The organism is Pseudomonas sp. R3-41 (assembly GCF_054161485.1).
The window spans coordinates 1,402,996-1,425,934 of sequence record NZ_CP096421.1; the positions used below are offsets into that span (position 1 = coordinate 1,402,996).

General features: G+C 62.2%; 17 protein-coding genes. 10 read left to right on the top strand and 7 right to left on the bottom strand.

What is annotated here, in order from left to right; all coding sequences use genetic code 11:
- The first annotated feature begins 59 nt into the window (after positions 1-59).
- The 6 genes from lepA (at position 60) to pdxJ (ending at position 6,135) form a co-directional block, all read left to right on the top strand.
- Positions 60-1,859, top strand: coding sequence for a translation elongation factor 4 (lepA, locus tag M1D99_RS06345; protein ID WP_135847028.1), 1,800 nt, complete (start codon positions 60-62; stop codon positions 1,857-1,859).
- A gap of 5 nt (positions 1,860-1,864) precedes the next feature.
- A complete protein-coding gene (lepB, locus tag M1D99_RS06350) occupies positions 1,865-2,719 on the top strand; it encodes a signal peptidase I (RefSeq protein ID WP_186705174.1) in 855 nt (284 codons plus the stop codon).
- 185 nt (positions 2,720-2,904) lie between these two features.
- Entirely contained in the window at positions 2,905-3,594 is a 690-nt protein-coding gene (gene rnc, locus M1D99_RS06355) for a ribonuclease III (protein ID WP_186705175.1), read from the top strand.
- Positions 3,587-4,489: a GTPase Era gene (gene era / locus M1D99_RS06360; RefSeq protein WP_003205264.1), complete on the top strand. Its 903-nt coding sequence runs from the start codon at positions 3,587-3,589 to the stop codon at positions 4,487-4,489. Before rnc ends, era begins: the two co-directional genes overlap by 8 nt.
- Before the next feature lie 169 nt (positions 4,490-4,658).
- Positions 4,659-5,342, top strand: coding sequence for a DNA repair protein RecO (gene recO, locus M1D99_RS06365; protein WP_186705176.1), 684 nt, complete (start codon positions 4,659-4,661; stop codon positions 5,340-5,342).
- 49 nt (positions 5,343-5,391) lie between these two features.
- Positions 5,392-6,135, top strand: a complete 744-nt coding sequence (pdxJ, locus tag M1D99_RS06370) for a pyridoxine 5'-phosphate synthase (protein ID WP_434574450.1) — start codon at positions 5,392-5,394, stop codon at positions 6,133-6,135.
- A gap of 186 nt (positions 6,136-6,321) precedes the next feature.
- Here pdxJ and mltF read toward each other — a convergent pair whose 3' ends face one another.
- Positions 6,322-7,782 (bottom strand): membrane-bound lytic murein transglycosylase MltF, encoded by a 1,461-nt coding sequence (gene mltF, locus M1D99_RS06375; protein ID WP_186705178.1) that lies wholly within the window; start codon positions 7,780-7,782, stop codon positions 6,322-6,324.
- A 288-nt stretch (positions 7,783-8,070) separates the two neighbouring features.
- Between mltF and purL the strand changes: the two genes are divergently transcribed.
- Both purL and M1D99_RS06385 read left to right on the top strand, forming a co-directional pair.
- Positions 8,071-11,967 carry a phosphoribosylformylglycinamidine synthase gene (purL, locus tag M1D99_RS06380; RefSeq protein ID WP_186705179.1) on the top strand — a complete coding sequence of 1,299 codons (3,897 nt, stop codon included), beginning with the start codon at positions 8,071-8,073 and terminating at the stop codon, positions 11,965-11,967.
- 4 nt (positions 11,968-11,971) lie between these two features.
- Positions 11,972-12,283 (top strand): YqfO family protein, encoded by a 312-nt coding sequence (locus M1D99_RS06385; RefSeq protein WP_186705180.1) that lies wholly within the window; start codon positions 11,972-11,974, stop codon positions 12,281-12,283.
- A 349-nt stretch (positions 12,284-12,632) separates the two neighbouring features.
- On the opposite strand, the gene nagE is transcribed toward M1D99_RS06385, so the two are convergent.
- Genes nagE through M1D99_RS06410 form a run of 5 tightly spaced genes read right to left on the bottom strand, consistent with a single transcriptional unit; the run spans position 12,633 to position 19,805 of the window.
- Positions 12,633-14,348, bottom strand: a complete 1,716-nt coding sequence (gene nagE / locus M1D99_RS06390; RefSeq protein WP_458131528.1) for an N-acetylglucosamine-specific PTS transporter subunit IIBC — start codon at positions 14,346-14,348, stop codon at positions 12,633-12,635.
- Between the two features lie 33 nt (positions 14,349-14,381).
- On the bottom strand, positions 14,382-16,895 hold the full coding sequence (gene ptsP, locus M1D99_RS06395; protein ID WP_458131529.1) for a phosphoenolpyruvate--protein phosphotransferase: 2,514 nt from the start codon (positions 16,893-16,895) through the stop codon (positions 14,382-14,384).
- A gap of 51 nt (positions 16,896-16,946) precedes the next feature.
- Entirely contained in the window at positions 16,947-17,969 is a 1,023-nt protein-coding gene (locus M1D99_RS06400; RefSeq protein WP_458131530.1) for an SIS domain-containing protein, read from the bottom strand.
- Positions 17,950-19,056 (bottom strand): N-acetylglucosamine-6-phosphate deacetylase, encoded by a 1,107-nt coding sequence (gene nagA / locus M1D99_RS06405; RefSeq protein WP_458131531.1) that lies wholly within the window; start codon positions 19,054-19,056, stop codon positions 17,950-17,952. Before nagA ends, M1D99_RS06400 begins: the two co-directional genes overlap by 20 nt.
- Before the next feature lie 17 nt (positions 19,057-19,073).
- Positions 19,074-19,805, bottom strand: a complete 732-nt coding sequence (locus M1D99_RS06410; protein ID WP_181286541.1) for a GntR family transcriptional regulator — start codon at positions 19,803-19,805, stop codon at positions 19,074-19,076.
- A gap of 1,260 nt (positions 19,806-21,065) precedes the next feature.
- Between M1D99_RS06410 and M1D99_RS06415 the strand changes: the two genes are divergently transcribed.
- Complete coding sequence (locus M1D99_RS06415; protein ID WP_458131532.1) at positions 21,066-21,518, top strand: hypothetical protein; 453 nt, start codon at positions 21,066-21,068, stop codon at positions 21,516-21,518.
- Positions 21,519-21,762: 244 nt separating this feature from the next.
- The gene (locus M1D99_RS06420) at positions 21,763-22,119 is read left to right on the top strand and encodes a DUF6124 family protein (RefSeq protein WP_458131533.1); all 357 of its coding nucleotides are present in this window, start codon (positions 21,763-21,765) and stop codon (positions 22,117-22,119) included.
- A 297-nt stretch (positions 22,120-22,416) separates the two neighbouring features.
- Here M1D99_RS06420 and M1D99_RS06425 read toward each other — a convergent pair whose 3' ends face one another.
- A complete protein-coding gene (locus M1D99_RS06425) occupies positions 22,417-22,896 on the bottom strand; it encodes a hypothetical protein (RefSeq protein ID WP_458131534.1) in 480 nt (159 codons plus the stop codon).
- Positions 22,897-22,939: the final 43 nt, after the last annotated feature.

Consider the following 22,939-nt stretch of genomic DNA (forward strand, 5'->3'; position numbering starts at 1 on the left):
GTACAATTCCCGGCTATTTTTCGGCGGGCCATGCCTGCAGCCTTTTTGAGTGTTGATCCGTGAGTGATTTGAGTCATATCCGCAATTTCTCCATCATCGCCCACATTGACCATGGCAAGTCGACGCTGGCTGATCGCTTCATCCAGATGTGCGGCGGCCTGGCCGAGCGTGAAATGGAAGCCCAGGTCCTGGACTCCATGGACCTCGAGCGTGAGCGCGGGATCACCATCAAGGCCCATAGCGTTACCCTCTACTACAAGGCTCGCGACGGCGTCACCTATCAGCTGAACTTCATCGATACCCCCGGCCACGTCGACTTCACCTATGAAGTCAGCCGGTCGCTGGCGGCCTGTGAAGGCGCATTGCTGGTGGTCGACGCTGGCCAGGGCGTTGAAGCCCAGTCGGTTGCCAACTGCTACACGGCCATCGAGCAGGGCCTGGAAGTCATGCCGGTGCTGAACAAGATCGACCTGCCCCAGGCCGATCCGGACCGCGTGAAGGAAGAAATCGAGAAAATCATCGGCATCGACGCCACTGACGCGGTCACCTGCAGCGCCAAGACCGGCCTGGGCGTCGACGAAGTGCTCGAGCGCCTGGTCGCCACTATTCCTGCACCGACCGGCAATATCGAAGATCCGCTGCAAGCGTTGATCATCGATTCCTGGTTCGACAACTACCTGGGCGTGGTCTCCCTGGTTCGCGTGCGCCATGGCCGCGTGAAGAAGGGCGACAAGATCCTGGTCAAGTCCACCGGCAAGATCCACCTGGTGGACAGCGTTGGTGTCTTCAACCCGAAACACACCGCCACCGTCGACCTGAAGGCCGGTGAAGTGGGCTTCATCATCGCCGGCATCAAGGACATCCACGGGGCGCCGGTCGGCGACACCCTGACCTTGAGCTCTACCCCCGACGTCGATGTGCTGCCAGGCTTCAAACGCATCCAGCCGCAGGTCTACGCCGGCCTGTTTCCGGTCAGCTCCGACGATTTCGAGGATTTCCGCGAAGCACTGCAAAAGCTGACCCTGAACGACTCGTCGCTGCAGTACACCCCGGAAAGCTCCGACGCCCTGGGCTTCGGTTTCCGTTGCGGGTTCCTTGGCATGCTGCACATGGAAATCATCCAGGAGCGCCTGGAGCGCGAGTACGACCTGGACCTGATCACCACGGCGCCGACGGTAATCTTCGAACTGCTGCTCAAGAACGGCGAAACCATCTACGTCGACAACCCGTCCAAGTTGCCGGACCTGTCGGCCATCGAGGACATGCGCGAGCCGATCGTGCGGGCCAACATCCTTGTGCCTCAGGAGCACCTGGGTAACGTCATTACCCTGTGCATCGAGAAGCGCGGCGTGCAGCACGACATGCTGTTCCTCGGCACGCAGGTCCAGGTGACCTATGACCTGCCGATGAACGAAGTGGTGCTGGACTTCTTCGACCGTCTCAAATCCACCAGTCGCGGCTATGCTTCGCTGGACTATCATTTCGATCGTTACCAATCGGCTAATCTGGTAAAGCTGGATGTGCTGATCAACGGTGAGAAAGTCGATGCCCTGGCATTGATCGTGCATCGCGACAACGCGCACTACAAAGGTCGTGCATTGACCGAGAAGATGAAGGAACTGATTCCGCGGCAGATGTTCGATGTGGCAATCCAGGCCGCCATTGGCGGGCAGATTGTGGCGCGTACAACCGTCAAGGCGCTCAGAAAGAACGTATTGGCCAAATGCTACGGCGGCGACGTCAGCCGTAAGCGCAAGCTGTTGGAAAAGCAGAAGGCCGGTAAAAAACGCATGAAGCAGGTCGGTAACGTGGAAATTCCACAGGAAGCCTTCCTCGCGGTGCTCAGGTTGGATAGTTAGGTCCTATGTCGCTAAATTTCCCGCTGTTGCTGGTTATCGCCGTGTTTGTCTGCGGTCTGTTGGCGTTGCTTGATCTGTTGTTCCTGGCGCCTCGGCGCCGGGCGGCCATCGCCTCGTATCAGGGCAGCGTCAGCCAGCCTGATGGTGTGGTGATCGAAAAACTCAACAAGGAACCGCTGCTGGTCGAATACGGCAAGTCGTTCTTCCCGGTGCTGTTCATCGTGTTGGTGCTGCGTTCGTTCCTGGTGGAGCCGTTCCAGATCCCGTCCGGCTCGATGAAGCCGACCCTGGATGTGGGCGATTTCATCCTGGTGAACAAGTTTTCCTACGGGATCCGCCTGCCGGTGATCGACAAGAAAGTCATCGAGGTGGGTGACCCGCAACGGGGCGATGTCATGGTGTTCCGCTTCCCTAGCGACCCGAACGTCAATTACATCAAGCGCGTGGTCGGCCTGCCGGGCGACACGATCCGCTACACCGCTGACAAGCGTTTGTTCGTCAATGGCGAATCGGTGGCCGAACAGTTGCTCGGCTCCGAGCCGGGGACGCTGGGCAGTGCCGAACTCTACCGGGAAAAACTCGGTGAGGCCGAACACCTGATCCGCAAGGAAATGAGCCGCTACCGCGCCGCGCCGGACCGTTCCTGGACCGTGCCGGCGGGGCACTATTTCATGATGGGCGACAACCGTGACAACTCCAACGACAGCCGTTACTGGGATGACCCGAACATTCCCAAGAACCTGCTGGGCATGGTCCCCGACCGGAACATCGTCGGCAAGGCCTTCGCGGTCTGGATGAGCTGGCCGGAACCCAAACTCAGTCACCTGCCGAATTTCTCGCGGGTTGGCCTGATCAAGTAATCACCCACGGCGCTGTTGAACACAGCGCCGAATGCTTTTCTGGAGCCTGTACAAGGGTTGCCCGGAGGCATGAAGCCAACGATAGTCAGGACGTCATTTTTGAACACAGCGTTAATTGTCCCAAGCCAACGGTGCCTTGCCGCCGTGGCGGTGGAATCCAGCCACGAACTCAGCGTGGGTAAACCGTGAGCGTTTCTCTAAGCCGTCTCGAGCGTCAGCTCGGCTACACCTTCAAGGACCCGGACCTGATGCTCCTGGCCCTCACTCACCGCAGTTTTGCCGGGCGCAACAACGAACGCCTGGAATTCCTCGGTGACGCCATCCTTAACTTCGTCGCTGGCGAGGCGTTGTTCGAGCGCTTCCCGCTGGCCCGCGAAGGCCAGTTGTCGCGTTTGCGCGCGCGACTGGTAAAAGGTGAGACGCTGGCCGTATTGGCCCGTGGTTTCGACTTGGGCGATTACCTGCGCCTGGGCTCCGGTGAGTTGAAAAGCGGCGGTTTCCGGCGCGAGTCGATCCTGGCCGATGCCCTGGAAGCGTTGATTGGTGCGATCTACCTGGATTCAGGCATGGAAATGGCGCGCGAGCGCGTGCTGGCCTGGCTGACCTCCGAAATCGACAGCCTGACGCTGGTGGACACCAACAAGGACCCGAAGACCCGCTTGCAGGAATTCCTGCAATCGCGCAGTTGCGAACTGCCGCGCTACGAAGTGGTGGATATCCAGGGTGAGCCGCATTGCCGAACCTTCTTCGTCGAATGCGAAGTTGTCCTATTGAATGAAAAAAGCCGGGGTCAGGGTGTGAGTCGTCGTATTGCCGAACAGGTAGCGGCCGCCGCAGCACTGATTGCCCTGGGCGTGGAGAATGGCAATGACTGATACAACCGTCACCCGCTGCGGCTATGTCGCCATTGTCGGTCGGCCGAACGTGGGCAAGTCCACGCTGCTGAACCACATCCTGGGCCAGAAATTGGCGATCACCTCGCGCAAGCCGCAGACCACCCGCCACAACATGCTGGGCATCAAGACCGAAGGCGCCGTGCAGGCGATCTACGTCGACACCCCGGGCATGCACAAGGGCGGTGAAAAGGCCCTGAACCGCTACATGAACAAGACTGCCTCGGCGGCGTTGAAGGACGTCGACGTGGTGATCTTCGTGGTCGACCGCACCAAGTGGACCGAAGAAGACCAAATGGTCCTCGAACGCGTCCAGTACGTGACCGGCCCCTTGATCGTGGCGCTGAACAAGACCGACCGTATCGAAGACAAGGCTGAGCTGATGCCGCACCTGACCTGGTTGCAGGAGCAGTTGCCGAACGCCCAGATCATCCCGATCTCTGCCCAGCACGGCCATAACCTCGATGCGTTGGAGCGGGTGATTGCCGAACACCTGCCGGAAAACGATCATTTCTTCCCTGAAGACCAGATCACCGACCGCAGCAGCCGTTTCCTCGCCGCCGAGCTGGTGCGCGAGAAAATCATGCGCCAGATGGGCGCCGAGCTGCCGTACCAGATCACCGTCGAGATCGAAGAGTTCAAGCAACAGGGGAAGACCCTGCATATTCATGCGTTGATCCTCGTCGAACGTGACGGCCAGAAGAAAATCATCATTGGCGACAAGGGCGAGCGCATCAAGCGCATCGGCACCGAGGCGCGCAAGGACATGGAGCTGCTGTTCGACTCCAAGATCATGCTCAACCTGTGGGTCAAGGTGAAGGGTGGCTGGTCCGACGACGAGCGGGCGTTGCGTTCGTTGGGTTACGGCGACCTGTAAAACGTCCAGCGGTACACCACCGACCTTGTGGGAGCGGGCTTGCTCGCGAAGGCGGTGTGTCAGTTGACATCATCGTCGACTGACACGCCGCCTTCGCGAGCAAGCCCGCTCCCACATTGGTTTCGGGTTGTTTAGAAAATTTGCCCGCTCAGTGAGAACTGCGACTTCAATGTCCCAACCCACCGCCCAGCCCGCCTACGTCCTCCACAGCCGTGCCTACCGCGAAAGTAGCGCCCTGGTGGACTTCCTCACGCCCCAAGGACGGCTGCGGGCGGTGTTGCGCGGAGCGCGGGGCAAGGCCGGGACGCTGGCGCGGCCGTTCGTGCCGCTGGAAGTCGAGTTCCGCGGCAGGGGCGAGCTGAAGAACGTAGGGCGCATGGAAAGCAACGGTGTCGCGGCCTGGCTCAACGGCGAGGCGTTGTTCAGCGGTTTGTACCTCAATGAACTGCTGATCCGCCTCCTGCCCGCCGAAGATCCCCACCCGGCGGTCTTCGACCACTACACCGCCACGCTGCTGGCCCTGGCCGAAGGCCGGCCACTGGAACCGCTGCTGCGCTCGTTCGAGTGGCGGCTGCTGGATGACCTGGGTTATGGCTTTGCGCTGAATACCGACCTGCACGGCGAACCCATCGCGGCTGATGGCCTGTACCGCTTGCAAGTGGACGCCGGCCTGGAGCGGGTCTACCTTCTGCAACCAGGGCTGTTCAACGGTGCCGAACTGCTGGCCATGGCCGAGGCCGACTGGCGTGCGCCGGGTGCCTTGTCGGCGGCCAAGCGCCTGATGCGCCAGGCCCTGGCCGTGCATCTGGGTGGTCGGCCCTTGGTCAGTCGCGAGCTGTTTCGCAAGCCCTGATCAACCCGTATGCTGTGAGCCGACTATTTGTCCTTTCAGGAGCCTTTTCGTGAGCACCAGCAATCGCATTCTTCTCGGCGTGAACATCGACCATGTCGCCACCCTGCGCCAGGCCCGTGGTACGCGCTACCCGGATCCGGTCAAGGCCGCACTGGACGCGGAAGAAGCGGGGGCCGACGGCATCACCGTGCACCTGCGTGAAGACCGTCGCCACATCCAGGAGCGCGACGTGCTGCTGCTCAAGGACGTGCTGCAAACCCGCATGAACTTTGAAATGGGCGTGACCGAGGAAATGATGGCGTTCGCCGAGCGCATCCGCCCGGCGCACATCTGCCTGGTGCCGGAGACGCGCCAGGAACTGACCACCGAAGGCGGCCTCGATGTAGCGGGCCAGGAGTCGCGGATCAGCCTGGCGGTGGAACGCCTGTCGAAAATCGGTGCCGAGGTCTCGCTGTTCATCGATGCCGACGAACGGCAAATCGAGGCAGCCAAACGTGTCGGCGCCCCCGCCATCGAACTGCACACCGGCCGGTACGCCGACGCCGAGACCCCCACGGACGTGGCCGATGAGCTGCAACGGGTCGCCGATGGCGTCGCCTTTGGCCTGGCCCAAGGCTTGATCGTCAACGCCGGCCATGGCCTGCACTACCACAACGTCGACGCCGTCGCGGCCATCAAGGGCATCAACGAACTGAACATCGGCCATGCACTGGTGGCCCATGCCTTGTTCGTCGGGTTCAAGTCGGCTGTGTCGGAAATGAAAGCCTTGATCCTGGCTGCCGCCAAGTCCTGATCCACCACAAAACTTCTGAACACCCCAATCAAAACTGTGGGAGCGGGCTTGCTCGCGAAGGCGTCAGGTCAGTCACCATTGAAGTGGCTGACACACCGCTTTCGCGAGCAAGCCCGCTCCCACAGGGGATCTGGGTAGGTACAAGACTTGTGGGTATCCAAGCAAAGCTGTGGGAGTGTACAGCTGTCAGAGCTGCGGGGATTCCTGGCTCGGCTTGCTCTTGTCCACACCCGGCACATGCAGATTGCCCTCGGCCACTTGGTCGCCTTCAAGCTGCGGCTGTGTCACCCAGGTCAGGATGTCGTAGTAGCGACGGATGTTCGCCACGAAATGCACCGGTTCGCCGCCCCGGGCGTAGCCGTAGCGGGTCTTGCTGTACCACTGTTTCTGGGACAGGCGCGGCAGGATTTTCTTCACGTCCAGCCATTTGTTCGGGTTCAGCCCTTCCTTGGCCGCCAGTTTGCGGGCGTCGTCCAGGTGGCCGCTGCCCACGTTATAGGCGGCAAGGGCGAACCAGGTACGGTCCGGCTCCTCGATGCTCTCGTCCAGCTGTTCCTTCATGTAGGCCAGGTACTTGGCGCCGCCCATGATGCTTTGTTTCGGATCCAGTCGGTTGGACACGCCCATGGCCTGGGCAGTGTTCTGGGTCAGCATCATCAGGCCGCGCACGCCGGTCTTGGACGTGACCGTTGGTTGCCAGAGCGATTCCTGGTAGCCAATGGCAGCCAGCAGGCGCCAATCGACTTTCTCTTTCTTGGCGTAAGCCTTGAAGTGTTGCTCGTATTTGGGCAACCGTTGCTGCAAATGCTGGGCGAAGGTTGTTGCGCCCATGTAGCCGAGGACGTCGACGTGCCCGTAGTAGCGGTCCTTGAGCCGCTGCAGCGTGCCGTTTTTCTGCACCTTGTCCAGATAGGCATTGATTTCGTTAAGCAGGCTATTGTCTTCGCCGGGGCCCACCGCCCAGCTTTGGCTGCGGACGTCGCCAAGGTCGAAGGCGACGCGCACGTTGGGGAAGTACACCTGGTTCATCGCCACTTCGTTGGAGTCCACCAGCGTCAGGTCGATCTGGCCCTCGTCCACCATGCGGAGCAGGTCGACCACCTCAACCGCGTCGGACTCTTCGTATTCGATGCCCGGGTATTGCTGCTTCAACTGCGCCAGTTGTTCGGCATGGCTGCTGCCCTTGAGCACCATGATTTTCTTGCCCGCCAGGGCGGCCGCGTCGGTGGGGCGTGATTGGCCGTTGCGGTAGATGATTTGGGGGGTGACTTCCAGGTAGGAGCGGGAAAACCGCACCTGCTTCTTGCGCTGTTCGCTGCTGACCAGGCCCGCGGCGGCCAGGACCGGCCCGTTGGGCTTGCCCACCTGGCCGAACAGGTCGTCGAGGTTGTCGGCGGTCTCGATTTTAAGCTCGACTCCCAAATCCTCGGCGAAACGCTTCACCAGCTCGTATTCGAAGCCGGTCTCACCACTGCGATCCTGGAAGTAGGTGGCGGGGCTGTTTCGGGTAACCACCCGCAGCACGCCATCCTCCTTTACGCGCTCCAGTGTGTTGGGTTTCTCAACACAACCACTGAGCACCAGGAAGAGTCCGGTTGCGATCAGCCATTTGGCATATCGCGGACGCAAAGCCGTTGGGGAAAACATCTGCGCAGTATACGCAAACGGCCCCTACCGCCATATCTCGACAGCAAAAGGCCAGTCTGCTAGCCGTTGCAAAACATGTCCGCAACACCGGCCGGCCGGGCTGTGGCGGGCTTTGCGCCGCTGAAAAATATCTGTGCGCGAACCTTGGCACGGGTGTCCAATACCGCCGTGCACGCAAAGACCGACATTCGGCCAGCACCGCGCGTGCCGTTTCGGGTGCCGTTGCCGGCGGTTTAGGCTAGAATGCACGGCCTCAAAGCACACCCCCTTCCCGAGGCTGTCCCGAAGATGTTGATCCTGCGCGGCGCTCCTGCCCTTTCTGCCTTTCGCCACAGCAAACTCCTTGAGCAACTGAGCCAGAAGGTTCCGGCTGTCAGTGGCTTGTATGCTGAATTCGCTCACTTCGCCGAAGTCACCGGCGGTTTGACCGGCGACGAACAGCAGGTGCTCGCGCGCCTTCTGAAGTACGGCCCCAGTGTTCCTGTCCAGGAGCCGGCCGGTCGCCTGTTCCTGGTGTTGCCGCGTTTCGGCACCATTTCGCCGTGGTCGAGCAAGGCCAGCGACATCGCCCGCAACTGCGGCCTGGCGAAAATCCAGCGCCTGGAGCGCGGCATTGCCTTTTATGTCGCCGGTGAGTTCAGCGAGGCCGAGGCCCAGTTGATCGCCGAAGGCCTGCATGACCGCATGACCCAGGTCGTGCTCGGCAACCTGGAGCAGGCCGCCGGTCTGTTCAGTCACGCCGAACCCAAGCCCCTGACCGCCATCGACGTACTGGGCGGTGGCCGTGCCGCGCTGGAAAAAGCCAACGCCGAGCTGGGCCTGGCCCTGGCCGAAGACGAGATCGATTACCTGGTCAACGCCTTCCAGGGCTTGAAGCGCAACCCCCACGACATCGAACTGATGATGTTCGCCCAGGCCAACTCCGAGCACTGCCGCCACAAGATCTTCAACGCCAGTTGGGACATTGACGGCCAGGACCAGGAAAAAAGCCTGTTCGGCATGATCAAGAACACCTACCAGATGCACAACGAAGGTGTGCTGTCGGCCTACAAGGACAACGCGGCGGTGATCGTCGGCAGCGTTGCCGGTCGCTTCTACCCGAACCCCGAGACCCGCCAGTACGGTGCGGTCCAGGAGCCGGTGCACATCCTGATGAAGGTCGAGACTCACAACCACCCGACCGCCATTGCCCCGTTCCCGGGCGCGTCCACCGGTTCCGGTGGCGAGATCCGCGACGAAGGCGCCACAGGTCGCGGTGCCAAGCCCAAGGCCGGCCTGACCGGCTTCACCGTGTCGAACCTGCAGATCCCGGGCTTCGAGCAGCCATGGGAAAAGCCGTACGGCAAGCCTGAGCGCATCGTCAACGCCCTCGACATCATGATCGAAGGTCCCCTGGGCGGCGCGGCGTTCAACAACGAATTCGGCCGTCCGGCCCTGACCGGTTACTTCCGGACCTTCGAACAGTCCATCACCACTCCCCGTGGTGAAGAAGTCCGTGGTTACCACAAGCCGATCATGCTCGCTGGCGGCATGGGCAACATCCGCGCCGAACACGTGCAGAAAGGCGAGATCCTGGTCGGCTCCAAGCTGATCGTCCTCGGCGGCCCGGCCATGTTGATCGGCCTGGGTGGCGGCGCGGCTTCCTCCATGGCCACCGGCACCAGCTCGGCCGACCTGGACTTCGCTTCGGTCCAACGGGAAAACCCGGAAATGGAACGCCGTTGCCAGGAAGTCATCGACCGTTGCTGGCAGTTGGGTGAGCACAACCCCATCAGCTTCATCCACGACGTCGGCGCGGGCGGCCTGTCCAACGCCTTCCCGGAACTGGTCAACGACGGTGGTCGCGGTGGCCGCTTCGAACTGCGCAACATTCCAAACGACGAGCCGGGCATGGCCCCGCACGAAATCTGGAGCAACGAATCCCAGGAGCGTTACGTCCTGGCGGTCGGCCCGGCCGACTTCGAACGCTTCCAGGCCATTTGCGAGCGCGAGCGTTGCCCATTCGCGGTGGTGGGTGAAGCCACCGCTGAGCCACAACTGACCGTCACCGACAGCCACTTCGGCAACAGCCCGGTGGACATGCCGTTGGAAGTGCTGCTGGGCAAGGCCCCGCGCATGCACCGTTCGGCGGTCCGCGAAGCGGAGCTGGGCGACGATTTCGATCCGTCCACCCTCGACATCGCGGATTCCATCGAGCGCGTGCTGCATCACCCGGCCGTGGCGAGCAAGAGCTTCCTGATCACCATCGGCGACCGTACCATCACCGGCCTTGTGGCCCGCGACCAGATGGTCGGCCCATGGCAGGTGCCGGTGGCTGACGTGGCCGTGACCGCCACCAGCTTCGACGTCTACACCGGCGAAGCCATGGCGATGGGCGAGCGCACGCCGCTGGCGCTGCTGGACGCCCCGGCCTCGGGCCGCATGGCGATCGGCGAGACCCTGACCAACATCGCGGCGTCGCGCATCGGCAAGATGTCCGACATCAAGCTGTCGGCCAACTGGATGTCCGCCGCCGGCCACCCGGGTGAAGACGCCCGCCTGTACGACACCGTCAAGGCGGTCGGCATGGAGCTGTGCCCTGAGCTGGGCATCACCATTCCAGTGGGCAAGGACTCCATGTCCATGGCCACGCGCTGGAACGATGAAGGCGTGGACAAGAGCGTAACCTCGCCGCTGTCGCTGATCGTGACCGGTTTTGCGCCTGTCACCGATATCCGCCAGACCCTGACCCCGCAACTGCGCATGGACAAGGGCACCACCGACCTGATCCTGATCGACCTGGGCCGTGGCCAGAACCGCATGGGCGCCTCGATCCTGGCCCAGGTGCATGGCAAGCTCGGCTCGCAAGCACCGGACGTCGATGATGCCGAAGACCTGAAGGCGTTCTTCGCCGTGATCCAGGGCCTCAACGCCGATGGTCACCTGTTGGCCTACCACGACCGCTCCGACGGTGGTTTGCTGACCACCGTGGTGGAAATGGCCTTCGCCGGTCACTGCGGCCTGAGCCTGACCCTGGACAGCGTTGCCGAATCCAAGGCCGAGATCCCAGCCATCCTGTTCAACGAAGAACTGGGTGCCGTGATCCAGGTTCGCCAGGACGCCACGCCAGACATCCTTGCCCAGTTCAGCGCGGCCGGCCTGGCCGATTGCGTCTCGGTGATCGGCCAGCCGATCAACAACGCGCACATCAACATTACCTTCAACGGCGACACCGTCTTTGAAGGCCAGCGTCGCCTGTTGCAGCGCCAGTGGGCGCAAACCAGCTACCAGATCCAGCGCCTGCGGGACAACGCCGAGTGCGCCGAGCAGGAATTCGACGCGCTGCTGGAAGAAGACAACCCGGGCCTGAGCGCCAAGCTCAGCTACGACGTCAACGACAACGTGGCCGCGCCTTACATCAAGAAAGGCATTCGCCCACAAGTGGCGGTCCTGCGCGAGCAGGGCGTCAACGGTCAGGTGGAGATGGCGGCAGCGTTCGACCGCGCCGGTTTCAACGCGATCGACGTGCACATGAGCGACATCCTGGCCGGTCGTGTCGACCTGAACGACTTCAAGGGCATGGTCGCTTGTGGCGGTTTCTCCTACGGCGACGTACTGGGCGCCGGTGAAGGCTGGGCCAAGTCGGCGCTGTTCAACAGCCGCGCCCGCGATGCGTTCCAAGGTTTCTTCGAACGCACCGACAGCTTCACCCTCGGCGTGTGCAACGGTTGCCAGATGATGTCCAACCTGCACGAGCTGATTCCGGGCAGCGAGTTCTGGCCGCACTTTGTGCGTAACCGTTCCGAGCAGTTTGAAGCCCGCGTGGCGATGGTCCAGGTCCAGGAATCGAACTCGATCTTCCTGCAGGGCATGGCCGGTTCGCGCATGCCGATCGCCATCGCCCACGGCGAAGGCCACGCGGAATTCGAAAGCGAAGAAGCCTTGCTCGAAGCCGACCTGTCCGGTTGTGTGTCGCTGCGTTTTGTCGACAACCATGGCAAGGTCACCGAAACCTACCCGGCCAACCCGAACGGCTCGCCGCGCGGGATCACCGGCCTGACCAGCCGCGACGGCCGCGTCACGATCATGATGCCGCACCCGGAGCGGGTGTTCCGCGCGGTGCAGAACTCGTGGCGTTCGGACGACTGGAACGAAGACGCGCCATGGATGCGCATGTTCCGCAACGCGCGCGTCTGGGTGAACTAAGACGGTGTACAAGCTCTGCTTCTTCGTCCCGGACAGCCATGTGGACGAGGTCAAAAACGCCGTATTCGCTGCCGGTGGCGGGCGAATCGGCGACTATGACCACTGCGCCTGGCAAGTACTGGGCCTGGGCCAGTTTCGCCCTTTGGACGGCAGCCAGCCGTTCATTGGCGAGGCGGGGCAGGTCGAGCAGGTCGAGGAATGGAAGGTGGAGCTGGTGGTGGCCGATGCGTTGATTCGCCCCGTGGTGGAGGCGCTGAAGCAGAGCCATCCCTACGAGACACCGGCGTATGAGGTATGGCGGTTGGAGGATTTCTGATTTTCCCTCCGCCCAAATAAAAAAAACCGCTGATCTAATCAGCGGTTTTTTTTTGCGTGCGATTCTGTGTACACGAACCCTTGTGGCGAGGGAGCTTGCTCCCGCTGGGCTGCGTAGCGGCCCTAAGCTTTTTGGCGGTTGCTGCGCAACCGAGCGGGAGCAAGCTCCCTCGCCACGGGATTGTTGTGTGTCAGATATAGGTGTTGGGTGTGTGCAGGCCCCTTCGTCGATCGCCGCCCGGAGCAAGCCCGCTCCCACAGTGGATTTGTATTGTCCACAGAACTTGTGAACGACATCAGACCTGCGGGAGCGGGCTTGCTCGCGAAGGGGCCAGGCAGTCGGCGAAGGCCTAGGCTTTGACATCCGCCTTACGACTCAGCACCACCGCCTCCAACGCCCGCCACAACCCCGGCGCTTTCTCCCCTAGCAACAAGTGCCAAACCCCGCCTTCCAGCGAACTGATCCCCTGGCAACCCAGCGCCTTGAGCTGGCTTTCCGACAACCCCTTGCCATCAGCCAACCGCACCCGCAAACGGCTCGTCGCCACGTAATCGAGCTGCAACACATTCCCGCCACCGCCCAGGGCATCGAGCCATTGTTGTGCTTCGGCCTCCGAGACAATGGTCGTCAGGGCCGGCTCGATCACGGCGTTCGCGGGCGCACTGACTGGCCTATCGGAAGAAGGCAATGCCAAGCGGATCTCATCGGCGATGCTGTCGGCCATCGGCCCCACCACCACCTGCAAGCTGCCGCCATTGCCGGGGCGAACCACAGCCATGGCGCCGAGGGCCTTGAGTTGGGCGTCGGACGCCTTGTTGCGATCCACCAGGTCCAGCCGCAGGCGCGTGGTACAAGCGCCGAGTGTGATCAGGTTGTCAGCGCCACCCAAGGCCTGGATGTAGGCGGCGGCCCGCTGGTTTTCGGCGATGACCGGTTTGTCGCCCGCCGGCACGTCTTCACGCCCCGGCGTCTTCAGGTCGAAGCGGCGGATGCAGAAGTCGAACACCAGGTAATAGATCGCCGCATAGGCCAGGCCCACCGGAAAGACCAGCCAGCCGTTGGTGGATTTGCCCCAGCCCAGGACCATGTCGATAAATCCGCCGGAGAAGGTAAAACCCAAGTGGATGTCCAGCAGATTGGTCACCGCCATCGACAGGCCGGTGAGCAGCGCGTGGACCAGGTACAACAGCGGCGCAAGGAACATGAAGGCGAATTCGATGGGCTCGGTGACGCCGGTCAGGAACGAGGTCAGCGCCATCGACAACAAAATCCCGCCCATGACCTTGCGCCGCTGGGGCAGGGCGTTGCGGTACATCGCCAGGCAGGCGGCGGGCAGGCCGAAGAGCATCACCGGGAACATGCCGGTCATGAACTGGCCGCCCTTGGGGTCGCCGGCGAAATAGCGGGTCAGGTCACCGGTGACCACCGCTCCGGTAGTCGGGTCGGTGAAGCTGCCGAAGATGAACCAGGCCATGTTGTTGAGGATGTGGTGCAGGCCGGTGACGATCAGCAACCGATTGAATACACCGAAGACGAACGCACCAAAGCTGCCGCTGGCCATCAACAGCTCGCCGAAGCTGTTGATGCCGTGCTGGATCGGTGGCCAGATCAAACCGAACACCACGCCAAGGCCCACCGCGCTGAAGCCGGTGACAATCGGCACGAAGCGTCGCCCGCCAAAGAATGCCAGGTATTCCGGCAGCTTGATGTCCTTGAAGCGGTTGTACAGCGCGCCGGCCAACAGGCCGCTGATGATCCCGGCGAGCATGCCCATGTTGATGGTCGCGTCGAGCACCTTCAGCGTCGCGATCATCACCAGGTAACCAATGGCCCCGGCCAGCCCGGCCGTGCCGTTATTGTCCCGGGCGAAACCCACGGCGATGCCGATGGCAAAGATCAGCGCGAGGTTGGCGAAAATCGCCTGGCCGGCATCGTGAATGATCGCGATGTTCAACAGGTCCGTGTCACCCAGGCGCAGCAGCAGGCCGGCGATCGGCAGGATCGCGATGGGCAGCATCAGCGCCCGGCCGAGGCGCTGAAGCCCTTCGATGAAATGCTGGTACATGGCGTCTCTCCTTTTATTGTTGTCCGACGTGGCTCAGCCCAGGGGCCAGTGTTGGTGACAGGCCTGGCGCACGGCGGCGGCGCTGGCCAGGTTCAGCAAATCGGTACTGACGCCGAGGCACTGGGCGGCATCGAGGTGACGCACGCGGTCCTTGATTTCGCCGACCTGGGGCGGGCTGACCGACAGCTCCCGTACCCCAAGGCCGATCAGCACCGGCGTCGCCAGGGGATCGGAGGCCAGGGCCCCGCACACCCCGACCCAACGCCCATGCTTGGCGGCGCCAGCGCAGGTCTGGGCGATCAACCGCAACAGTGCCGGGTGCAGGGCATCGACCCGGGCGGCGAGACCGGCGTGGTCGCGGTCCATGGCGAGGGTGTACTGGGACAGGTCGTTGGTGCCGATGGAGAGGAAGTCCGCGTGCTCGGCCAACTGTTCGGCCAGCAAGGCGGCGGCCGGCACTTCGATCATCACCCCCAGCTGCGGGCGTTCGCTCACGCCGAGCTCGGCACCCAGGGTGTCGAGGAGCTGGCGGATGTGCAGCAGTTCGTCGACCTCGGTGACCATCGGCAACAAAATCCGGCAGCGGTGCAGAGGGCGCGTTTGCAGCAGGGCGCGTAATTGCTGGTCCAGCAGTTCCGGCCGCGCCTGGGCCAGGCGAATGCCCCGCAGGCCGAGCACCGGGTTGGCTTCGGCCGGCAGCGGCAGGTAGTCCAATTGTTTGTCGCCGCCGACGTCGATGGTGCGGATGATCACCGGCCTGTCGCCCATGGCATCGAGCACGGCTTGATAGGCCTGGCGCTGTTCTTCTTCATCGGGGGCGGTATGGCGGTCGACGAAGAGAAATTCGGTGCGCAGCAAGCCAACGCCCTCTGCACCGTTGGCGAAGGCCTGGCTGGCTTCGGCGCTGGAGGCGACGTTGGCGGCGACTTCAACCTGCACCCCATCGACGGTTCGTGCCGGCGTGTGGGCGAGGGTCTGTTGCTCGGCGCGCAGGGCTGCGCGTCGCTTCTGTGCTTGCTGCACCTGCGCCAGGCGCTCGGCGGTTGGCGTGAGTTCGAGGCGGCCACCGTCCGCGTCCAGCACCACCGATTGCCCCGGCGCCTGTGCAAGCAGTGCCTCGCCCAGCGCCACCAGGCAGGGCAGGCCTTTGCCACGGGCCAGGATCGCCACGTGGGACGTCGCGCCGCCCTCGGCCATGCACACACCGGCCACGCCTTGGGCACTGAGTTGTAGCAGGTCCGACGGGGTCAGCTCCTGGGCGATGACAATGGCGCCCGCCGGCACGTCGAATTGCCAGGCTTCACCCAGCAGCGCCCGCAGGACTCGCTGGCGCAGGTCATGTAAATCATTGGCGCGCTCGGCCAGCAACGCGCTTTGCAATTGCCGCAGCACTTGGCACTGCACGTCGATGGATCGGCTCCAGGCGTGGGCCGCCGCGCTCCCTTGGTCGATGGACAGGTAGGCGGCGTCCAGCAGGACCGGATCTTCCAGCAACGCCAGGTGGGCGCTGAAGATCGCTTGCTCATCGACGTGATGCCGGGCCTTGGCGTTCTCCAGGGTCAACTCGATGTCGCGACTGACGTGCGCCAAGGCATCGCGCAGCCGTTGCCGTTGTTCTGCAACGACGTGACTGCCCACATCCTCGGGCAACTGGATACCTTCGAGTCTAACCAACGGTCCGCTGACCAGCCCGGGCGCGGCACAGACGCCATGGAGCGCACCATCTTCGGCGGTGCGGCTCGGCGCCTTGGCCGGTGGTGCCGCGACATGGGCCTCTTCGGCCAAGGCTGTGGATAACGTTTTCAGCAGCGCTTGCAACGCCGTTTCGGCATCACTGCCGCGGCAACTGACGTGCACTTCGGCCTGTTCGGTGATCGCCAGCCCCATCATGCCCATCACACTGTCGCAGGGCGCCGAGCGGCCACCGAAGTGCAGGTGTGAGCGACTCTTGAACCCTTGTGCGGCCTGGCGAACCAAGGCGGCCGGCCGCGCGTGCAGGCCGCCTCGATGGGCGATACGGATCTGGCCGAACACTTCGATGCCGACGTCCGGCTCATCGTCGCGTGTTTCGCTCGGTTTCTTGCTGACGATGTGCAGCAACGGCTCGCCGACCTTGACGCCCTTGAGGGTAATGGGCCGTGCCTGGAAGTGTTCGCCATTGGTGAGGATCAGCAGGCTGACCAGGCTTTTGCAGCGCCGGGCCACGCTGTCCACGTCATAACGCAGCAGTGCCTGGCCGTTGCTGACCCGCGCGCCTTCCTTGACCAGCATGGAAAAGCCGTTGCCCTGCAACTCGACGGTGTCCAACCCCAGGTGCAGCAGCAGTTCGGCGCCGTTGTCGGCCCGCAGGGTCACAGCGTGGCCGGTGCGCGCGACGTGGATCACCTCGCCGTCACAGGGGGCGTAGAGGGTGTCGTTCAGCGGATCGATGGCGATCCCGTCGCCCATGGCGCCGCTGGCGAACACCGCGTCCGGGACGTTGGCGAGGGTGAGCACCGGCCCGCTGAGTGGGGCGCTGAGGATCAGCTCTTTATTGTTGTTGGGCATGGGCTCGCTCTCTGTGAAGTCTTATTGGCCTTGCGTTAAAGGGCCATCGGTTCAGTGGGTCCGGGTGACCTTGCTCAAGTACCGTGGCTGGTCCGGGTCCAGGCCTCGGGCCACGGCCAGGTTGGCGGCCATCCGGTAAAAGCTCTGGATCGCCAGGATCGGGTCCAGGGCTGGGTGTTCGGCACGGGTCAGCGTCAGGTCACGCTCGGCGATGTCATCGGGCGCGGCCAGTAGCACCCGGGCGCCGCGCTGGCGCATGTCGGCGGCCAGGCTCAACACACCGGCCTGCTCGACACCGCGGGGGGCGAATACCAGCAGCGGATAATGCTCATCGATCAGCGCCATCGGCCCGTGGCGAACCTCGGCGCTGCTGAAGGCTTCGGCCTGGATCGCCGAGGTCTCCTTGAACTTGAGCGCCGCTTCCTGGGCGATGGCGAACCCGGCGCCACGGCCGATGACCATCAAGCGCTGGCATTCACGCAGCGCCTCAACGGCAACGCTCCAATCCTGGCGCGCGGCCTCGCGCAGGCCTTCGGGCAGCGCGGCACCGGCTTCGAGCAACTCGGCGTCGTCTTTCCAATGGGCCACCAGGCGCGCGCTGGCGCTGAGGGTGGCGATGAAGCTTTTGGTGGCGGCGACACTGCTTTCGATGCCAGCGCACAGGGGCACGCTGAATTCACAGGCCGCTTCCAGCGGAGAGTCCTCTGCGTTCACCATCGCCACGCTCAAGGCGCCGCGCTTGCGCAACAGGCGCAGGCTGTTCACCAAGTCCGGGCTCTGCCCCGATTGAGAAAACGCGAACGCCACCTGGCCACTGACCTTCAACGGCGCCTGCTGCATGGTCACCACCGACATCGGCAACGAGGCCACCGGTAAACCGAGTTGTTGCATGGTCAGGTAGGCAAAATAGCTGGCGGCGTGGTCGGAGCTGCCACGGGCCACGGTCATCGCCACCTGCGGCGGTTGGCGGCGCAGGCGTCCGGCAATTTCCTGCAGGGCGGGGTCCAATCGCTGCAATTGGCGCTCGACAGCGTCGGACGAGGCCAAGGCCTCTTCAAGCATCTTGGAAGTCAATGGCTTCTCCTTCGACCATCACGTCGATCAGGTTCAGGGCACGGTCAAGGCGCACGCAGTCGGCCCAGGCGCCGGATTGCAGGCGCCCGCGCTCGGGCAGGCCGAGGTAGTCGGCGGGGAATTGCGACAGGCGTCGGGAGGCTTCGTCGATCGGCAGGCCGATCTTCACCAGGTTGCGCAGGGCCTGGTCCATCGTCAGGGTGCTGCCGGCCAGCGTGCCGTCGGCCAGCCGCACGCCACCCAGGCATTTGGTCACGGTGTGGCTGCCCAACTTGTATTCGCCGTCGGGCATGCCGGCGGCGGCGGTGGAATCGGTGACGCAATACAGGCACGGGATCGAACGCAACGCCACGCGCATGGCGCCGGGGTGTACGTGGAGCAAATCCGGGATCAGCTCGGCATATTGCGCATGGGCCAGCGCCGCGCCGACGATGCCGGGCTCGCGGTGATGCAGCGGGCTCATGGCGTTGTACAAATGGGTAAAACTGCTGGCCCCGGCCGCCAGCGCCGCGACGCCTTCTTCGTAGCTGCCGAGGGTATGGCCGATCTGCATGCGCACGCCCCGGGCGCTGAGGGCGCGAATCAAGGCATCGTGGCCGGCGATTTCCGGCGCGATGGTGATCACCCGGATCGGCGCCAGGGCCAGGTACGTCTCCACTTCAGCCATCAACGCGGTATGGGCGAAATTCGGTTGGGCGCCGAGTTTGCCGGGGTTGATGTAAGGCCCTTCCAAGTGCACACCCAGGACTCGTGCGCTACCCCTGGTCCGCTGTTCGCAGAATTCACCGAGGGCCTTGAGTACGCTGGCGATCTCTTCGCTCGGCGCTGTCATGGTGGTGGCGAGCAGCGCTGTGGTGCCGAAGCGCACATGGGTGCGGGCAATGGTGTCGAACGCCGGCGCGCCTTCCATGATGTCCTTGCCGCCACCGCCGTGCACATGCAGGTCGATGAATCCCGGCAGCAGGTAGGGCAGGTCGTTGCTCGTCGGGTCGCAGGGCTGGCCTTCGATGGACACGACCTTGCCCTGTTCATGGACCAGGCGGCCGCGTATCCAGCCGTTGGCGGTGAGGATGTTGTTTTCGGACATGGGGATTCTCTGATCGTCTAGCGCCGCAACTCGGCGACGAAGTCGTAGTAGTCGTTGCGGCAATAGGTGTCGGTGACTTCGATGGGCGTGTTGTCTTCCAGGTAGCCGACCCGCGTCATCAGCAGCATCGCGGTGCCGGGGGCGATGCCCACCAGGGCGGCGAATTCGTCCGAGGCGTTGATCGCCTGGATGTGTTGCAGGGCGCGCACCACGGGTTTGCCGATGCCGTCGAGGAATTCATAAAGCGAATCGCCCACTGCCTGCGGCTTGGGAATAATCGAGGCGGGCAGGGTGCTCATCTCAATGGCCATGACCGTATCGTCGGCCTTGCGCAGCCGTTTGAGCCGGGCGACTTTGTCAGTGGGCGACAGGCCCAGGCGGATCAGTTCTTCGTGGGTCGGCGGGGTGATTTCTCGCTCCAGCCACTGGGACCCGGGTACGAAGCCTTTGAGCCGGAGCATCTCGCTGAAGCCGCTGAGGCGTGACAGCGGTTGTTCCAGGCGCGGGGTGATGAACGTGCCCGAGCCTTGGTTGCGGCGGATCAGGCCTTGTTCGAACAGCACCTCCAACGCCTTGCGGGCGGTGACTCGGGAAATGCCCAGTTGCTCGCTCAAGCTGCGCTCGGAGGGCATTGCTTGCTCGGCTTTCCATTGGCCGGCGTGGATCGCGGCTTCGAGGTTGCGGGCCAGTTGCAGGTAGAGCGGGGTGGGTTGGGTGTCGTCGGGGCGTAGGGTCTGGATGTTGTTCATTTGTTTGTCCGATGCGGTTTTTTGGGCGTTGTCGCTCGGTGATTGGGGTGGAAGCTAATACCACTTGAATACCATGTCAACGCTGCTTTTCTGGGGTTGGCCAGTGTTTTCTGGGTATTTATTCGGGTGTAGTTTAAGTGGTATTAGGGTGGTTTTTGTGGGGCGTGGAATTACAGCGTTGGGATGGGGTTTTTGAAGGTCAGTGGTATGCACAGAGGGCGGGTTGCGGAGTTTGATATTTATTTTTATGGCGACCGGTGGTAGTTCGTTTTGTGTGTATATCCGTTGCTGCGGTCACGGCGGCTTAGGGGGCCGCCCTTACTGCGGGTCACTTTTGAAGAGCCCGGAAGCGAAGGCATCGTGGTTAACGGGCGCCCCGAGATCAAAGCCCGTCCCGAGGCGGCCTGGTAGCCGACCTGGTTCTGAGTGATCGCATTTCCCCTGTGGGAGCGAGCTTGCTCGCGAAGGCGGAGGGTCAGTTTGCGGTGACGTTGGATATCCACAAAGGTTTTGGGAACGGCACGGTCCTGTGGCGAGGGAGCTTGCTCCCGCTGGGGCGCGCAGCGGCCCCAAAAAAGCGATGAGCGCTACGCACTCAAGCGGGAGCAAGCTCCCTCGCCACAAAAGCTTTCCCAGCCATCACGGCACAGATTGATCCACGGTAAACACTGTGGGAGCGAGCCTGCTCGCGATAGCGGTGGCTCTGTCAATGAAGATGTTGGATGTGCCGGCCTCATCGCGAGCAAGCTCGCTCCCACAGGGGACTGGGTGCACATGAATTTTGGGTCTGCTGAAGATCCAGTGTGGGAGCGAGCTCGCGATAGCGGTACTTCAATTACCCAGATTTGGATTGGCTACCGTCATCGCGAGCAAGCTTTGCTCCCACAGGATAAACGCAGTCCGATCAAGAACCAGGTCGGCTATCAGGCCGCCTCGGGCATGCCGAGCCTAAGCGAGGCACCGAGTGGTGGGGCAAAAGCGTTTTGCTTACTTTTGACTGGGCCGGCTTCCGGGCTTTTCAAAAGTGAGCCGCCGTCAGGGCGGAACCCTAAGTCGCCCTTACCGCAGCAATGGATATGTACCCAACCCCATCCAAAAAACCTATCTGAAATTTGTGCGAAACATCCCTGACTAGATGGAGGGGCTGTCAGACGCCCCGAAGTTTCCGACATGTTTTTAAGGTTGTGCCTCGGAAGCGAGAGCTTCAGCCTTTGGATACTGCTGTCGATGTGACAGTTTTCAAATCATCAAGGAGTACAAATGAAGAAGATAGTGAGCAGCCAAGACCTCTTGCTTGCTCTCGAGACCTTGGTCAAAAAACCATTGAATAAGGCAGATGATGTGGCGCTTGTGAGCGCAGCCAAGGCTGTCTGGTATTCCAATTTGGACTTGATCAGCGCAGCCCAAGCTTTTTTAAGCCAACACACTGATGAGGTCGAGTTGCGTCGTGCAGGGTATTTGCTCGAACGACTCACCCGATTTTCCTGCGTCACGGACAGTCGTGCATTGGAAGTCTTCAAAGCCCTTGAGCTGTTTTTACGCTCGACACCCAAGCAAGCAGTAACCTCGCAAACAGCTGTTGCGCTTCGCAAGCGCCGTGATGAACTCGCTCTCTCTTGGGGGCTGAATGAAGGGCTTGGCTTGAAGGTGCAAACCCTCTTGCCCTTTCAGACTCGGCATTATGAGGCTGAGCAGCGCGCAGCTTTTGTGTGAACCCAAATGTCATCCTCGAAAACCGGTCTAGGCCGGTTTTTTGTTGTGTGAATGATCACCCTTTGGTCTGTCAGACGCCCCGAAATTTCCGACATGTTTTTAAGGTTGTCCCTCGGAAGCGAGGGCTCTAGCCTTTGGGTGTCGCTGCCAATTCAGCGACCGGGTTTGACCGTCCGAAAAAAAATCAAGGGGCAACAGGCCCGGACGTTTTGTCCTGGGCTCCATTAAATTAAAGGAGCTTCAATTGAAAAATAATTCTGACACGCCAAAACCCGCCTCCACCTTCCCCTACGGCGACTACGCCCCCGAAAAGCTGAAAGAAGCTGCCGACCGCGCGATGGACCATTACCTCAAGCCCGACGACAGCGAACCAGACCCCAAACCCTCGGTGCAGTTGTTCACCGTATCGGACAACGTTGATACCGAAACCCTGCTTGCCAACCTCAGCGAAACCCTGGCCTCGGCCAATGCGGTGCTTAGCGACCTCATGTTTGATTTGGACGGTTCGCGTCGACATGTGGCGTTGGGGGTAGCGCAGATGATCGAGCTGGGGACGTTGCTGGCGAACAAGGCCCTGGACCGGGTTGAGCTTCGGACTTGATGCCGTAGTTGCCGGCCTCATCGTCGGATCGCCGCCCGGAGCAAGCTCCCGCAGTGGTTTCGTGTCGTTGATAAATAGGCCAATCGACACCAAACCCTGTGGCGAGGGAGCTTGCTCCCGCTGGGACGGTCCGACGCCTCGGGCGAAGCAGCCTAGAACCCGACAACCCGGAGTGTCAGGCAGATTGAGTCGCCTGCTTTGGGGTTGCTGCGCAACCCAGCGGGAGCAAGCTCCCTCGCCACAGTGATTCACACAAGCCTTGAGTAACAGCATGCGCGGCTGGCATGGATTGGAAAACTACTGATGACGGTTTTCGAGGCGGCAAACCTCTTTTTCTATGCCAATGCACTCGACCGGTTCGCTCACGCCTTTCTCAAAACGACGTGCATTCATCAACAGGCCTCCCTTGATACCGCCGATGAACGCGAAAGCGCCTTCGCGTGCGCCGGTGTTACGCCCTGATAGATCCACGGCCACGCTGTTAGGCCTGACTTCATATACCCAGCCGCCGTTTTGCGCTTGGGCGATGGCCCAGATCTTGGCATCGGTATAGTCGCGAAACGCCACAACGGCCGAGTTGGTAAAAGCGCGCGACTCTGGATCACTCGCCAATCTCAAGTTTGGTACCTGCGAGTTCCAGGCCCGTAACCCTTGGGCAAGTGCATCCTCCCCCTGTACAGAGTGGATTAGTGGAGAGCCGACTGCCCAGAGCGATTGCTTACTCGTTACCCATGCCAGACCTTCCGGGGGCGTGATTCGGTTCCAATCGATGCTCATCGCCGCGACCTCCAATGGGCTTTCATGGCCCGTCGGTTCGCGG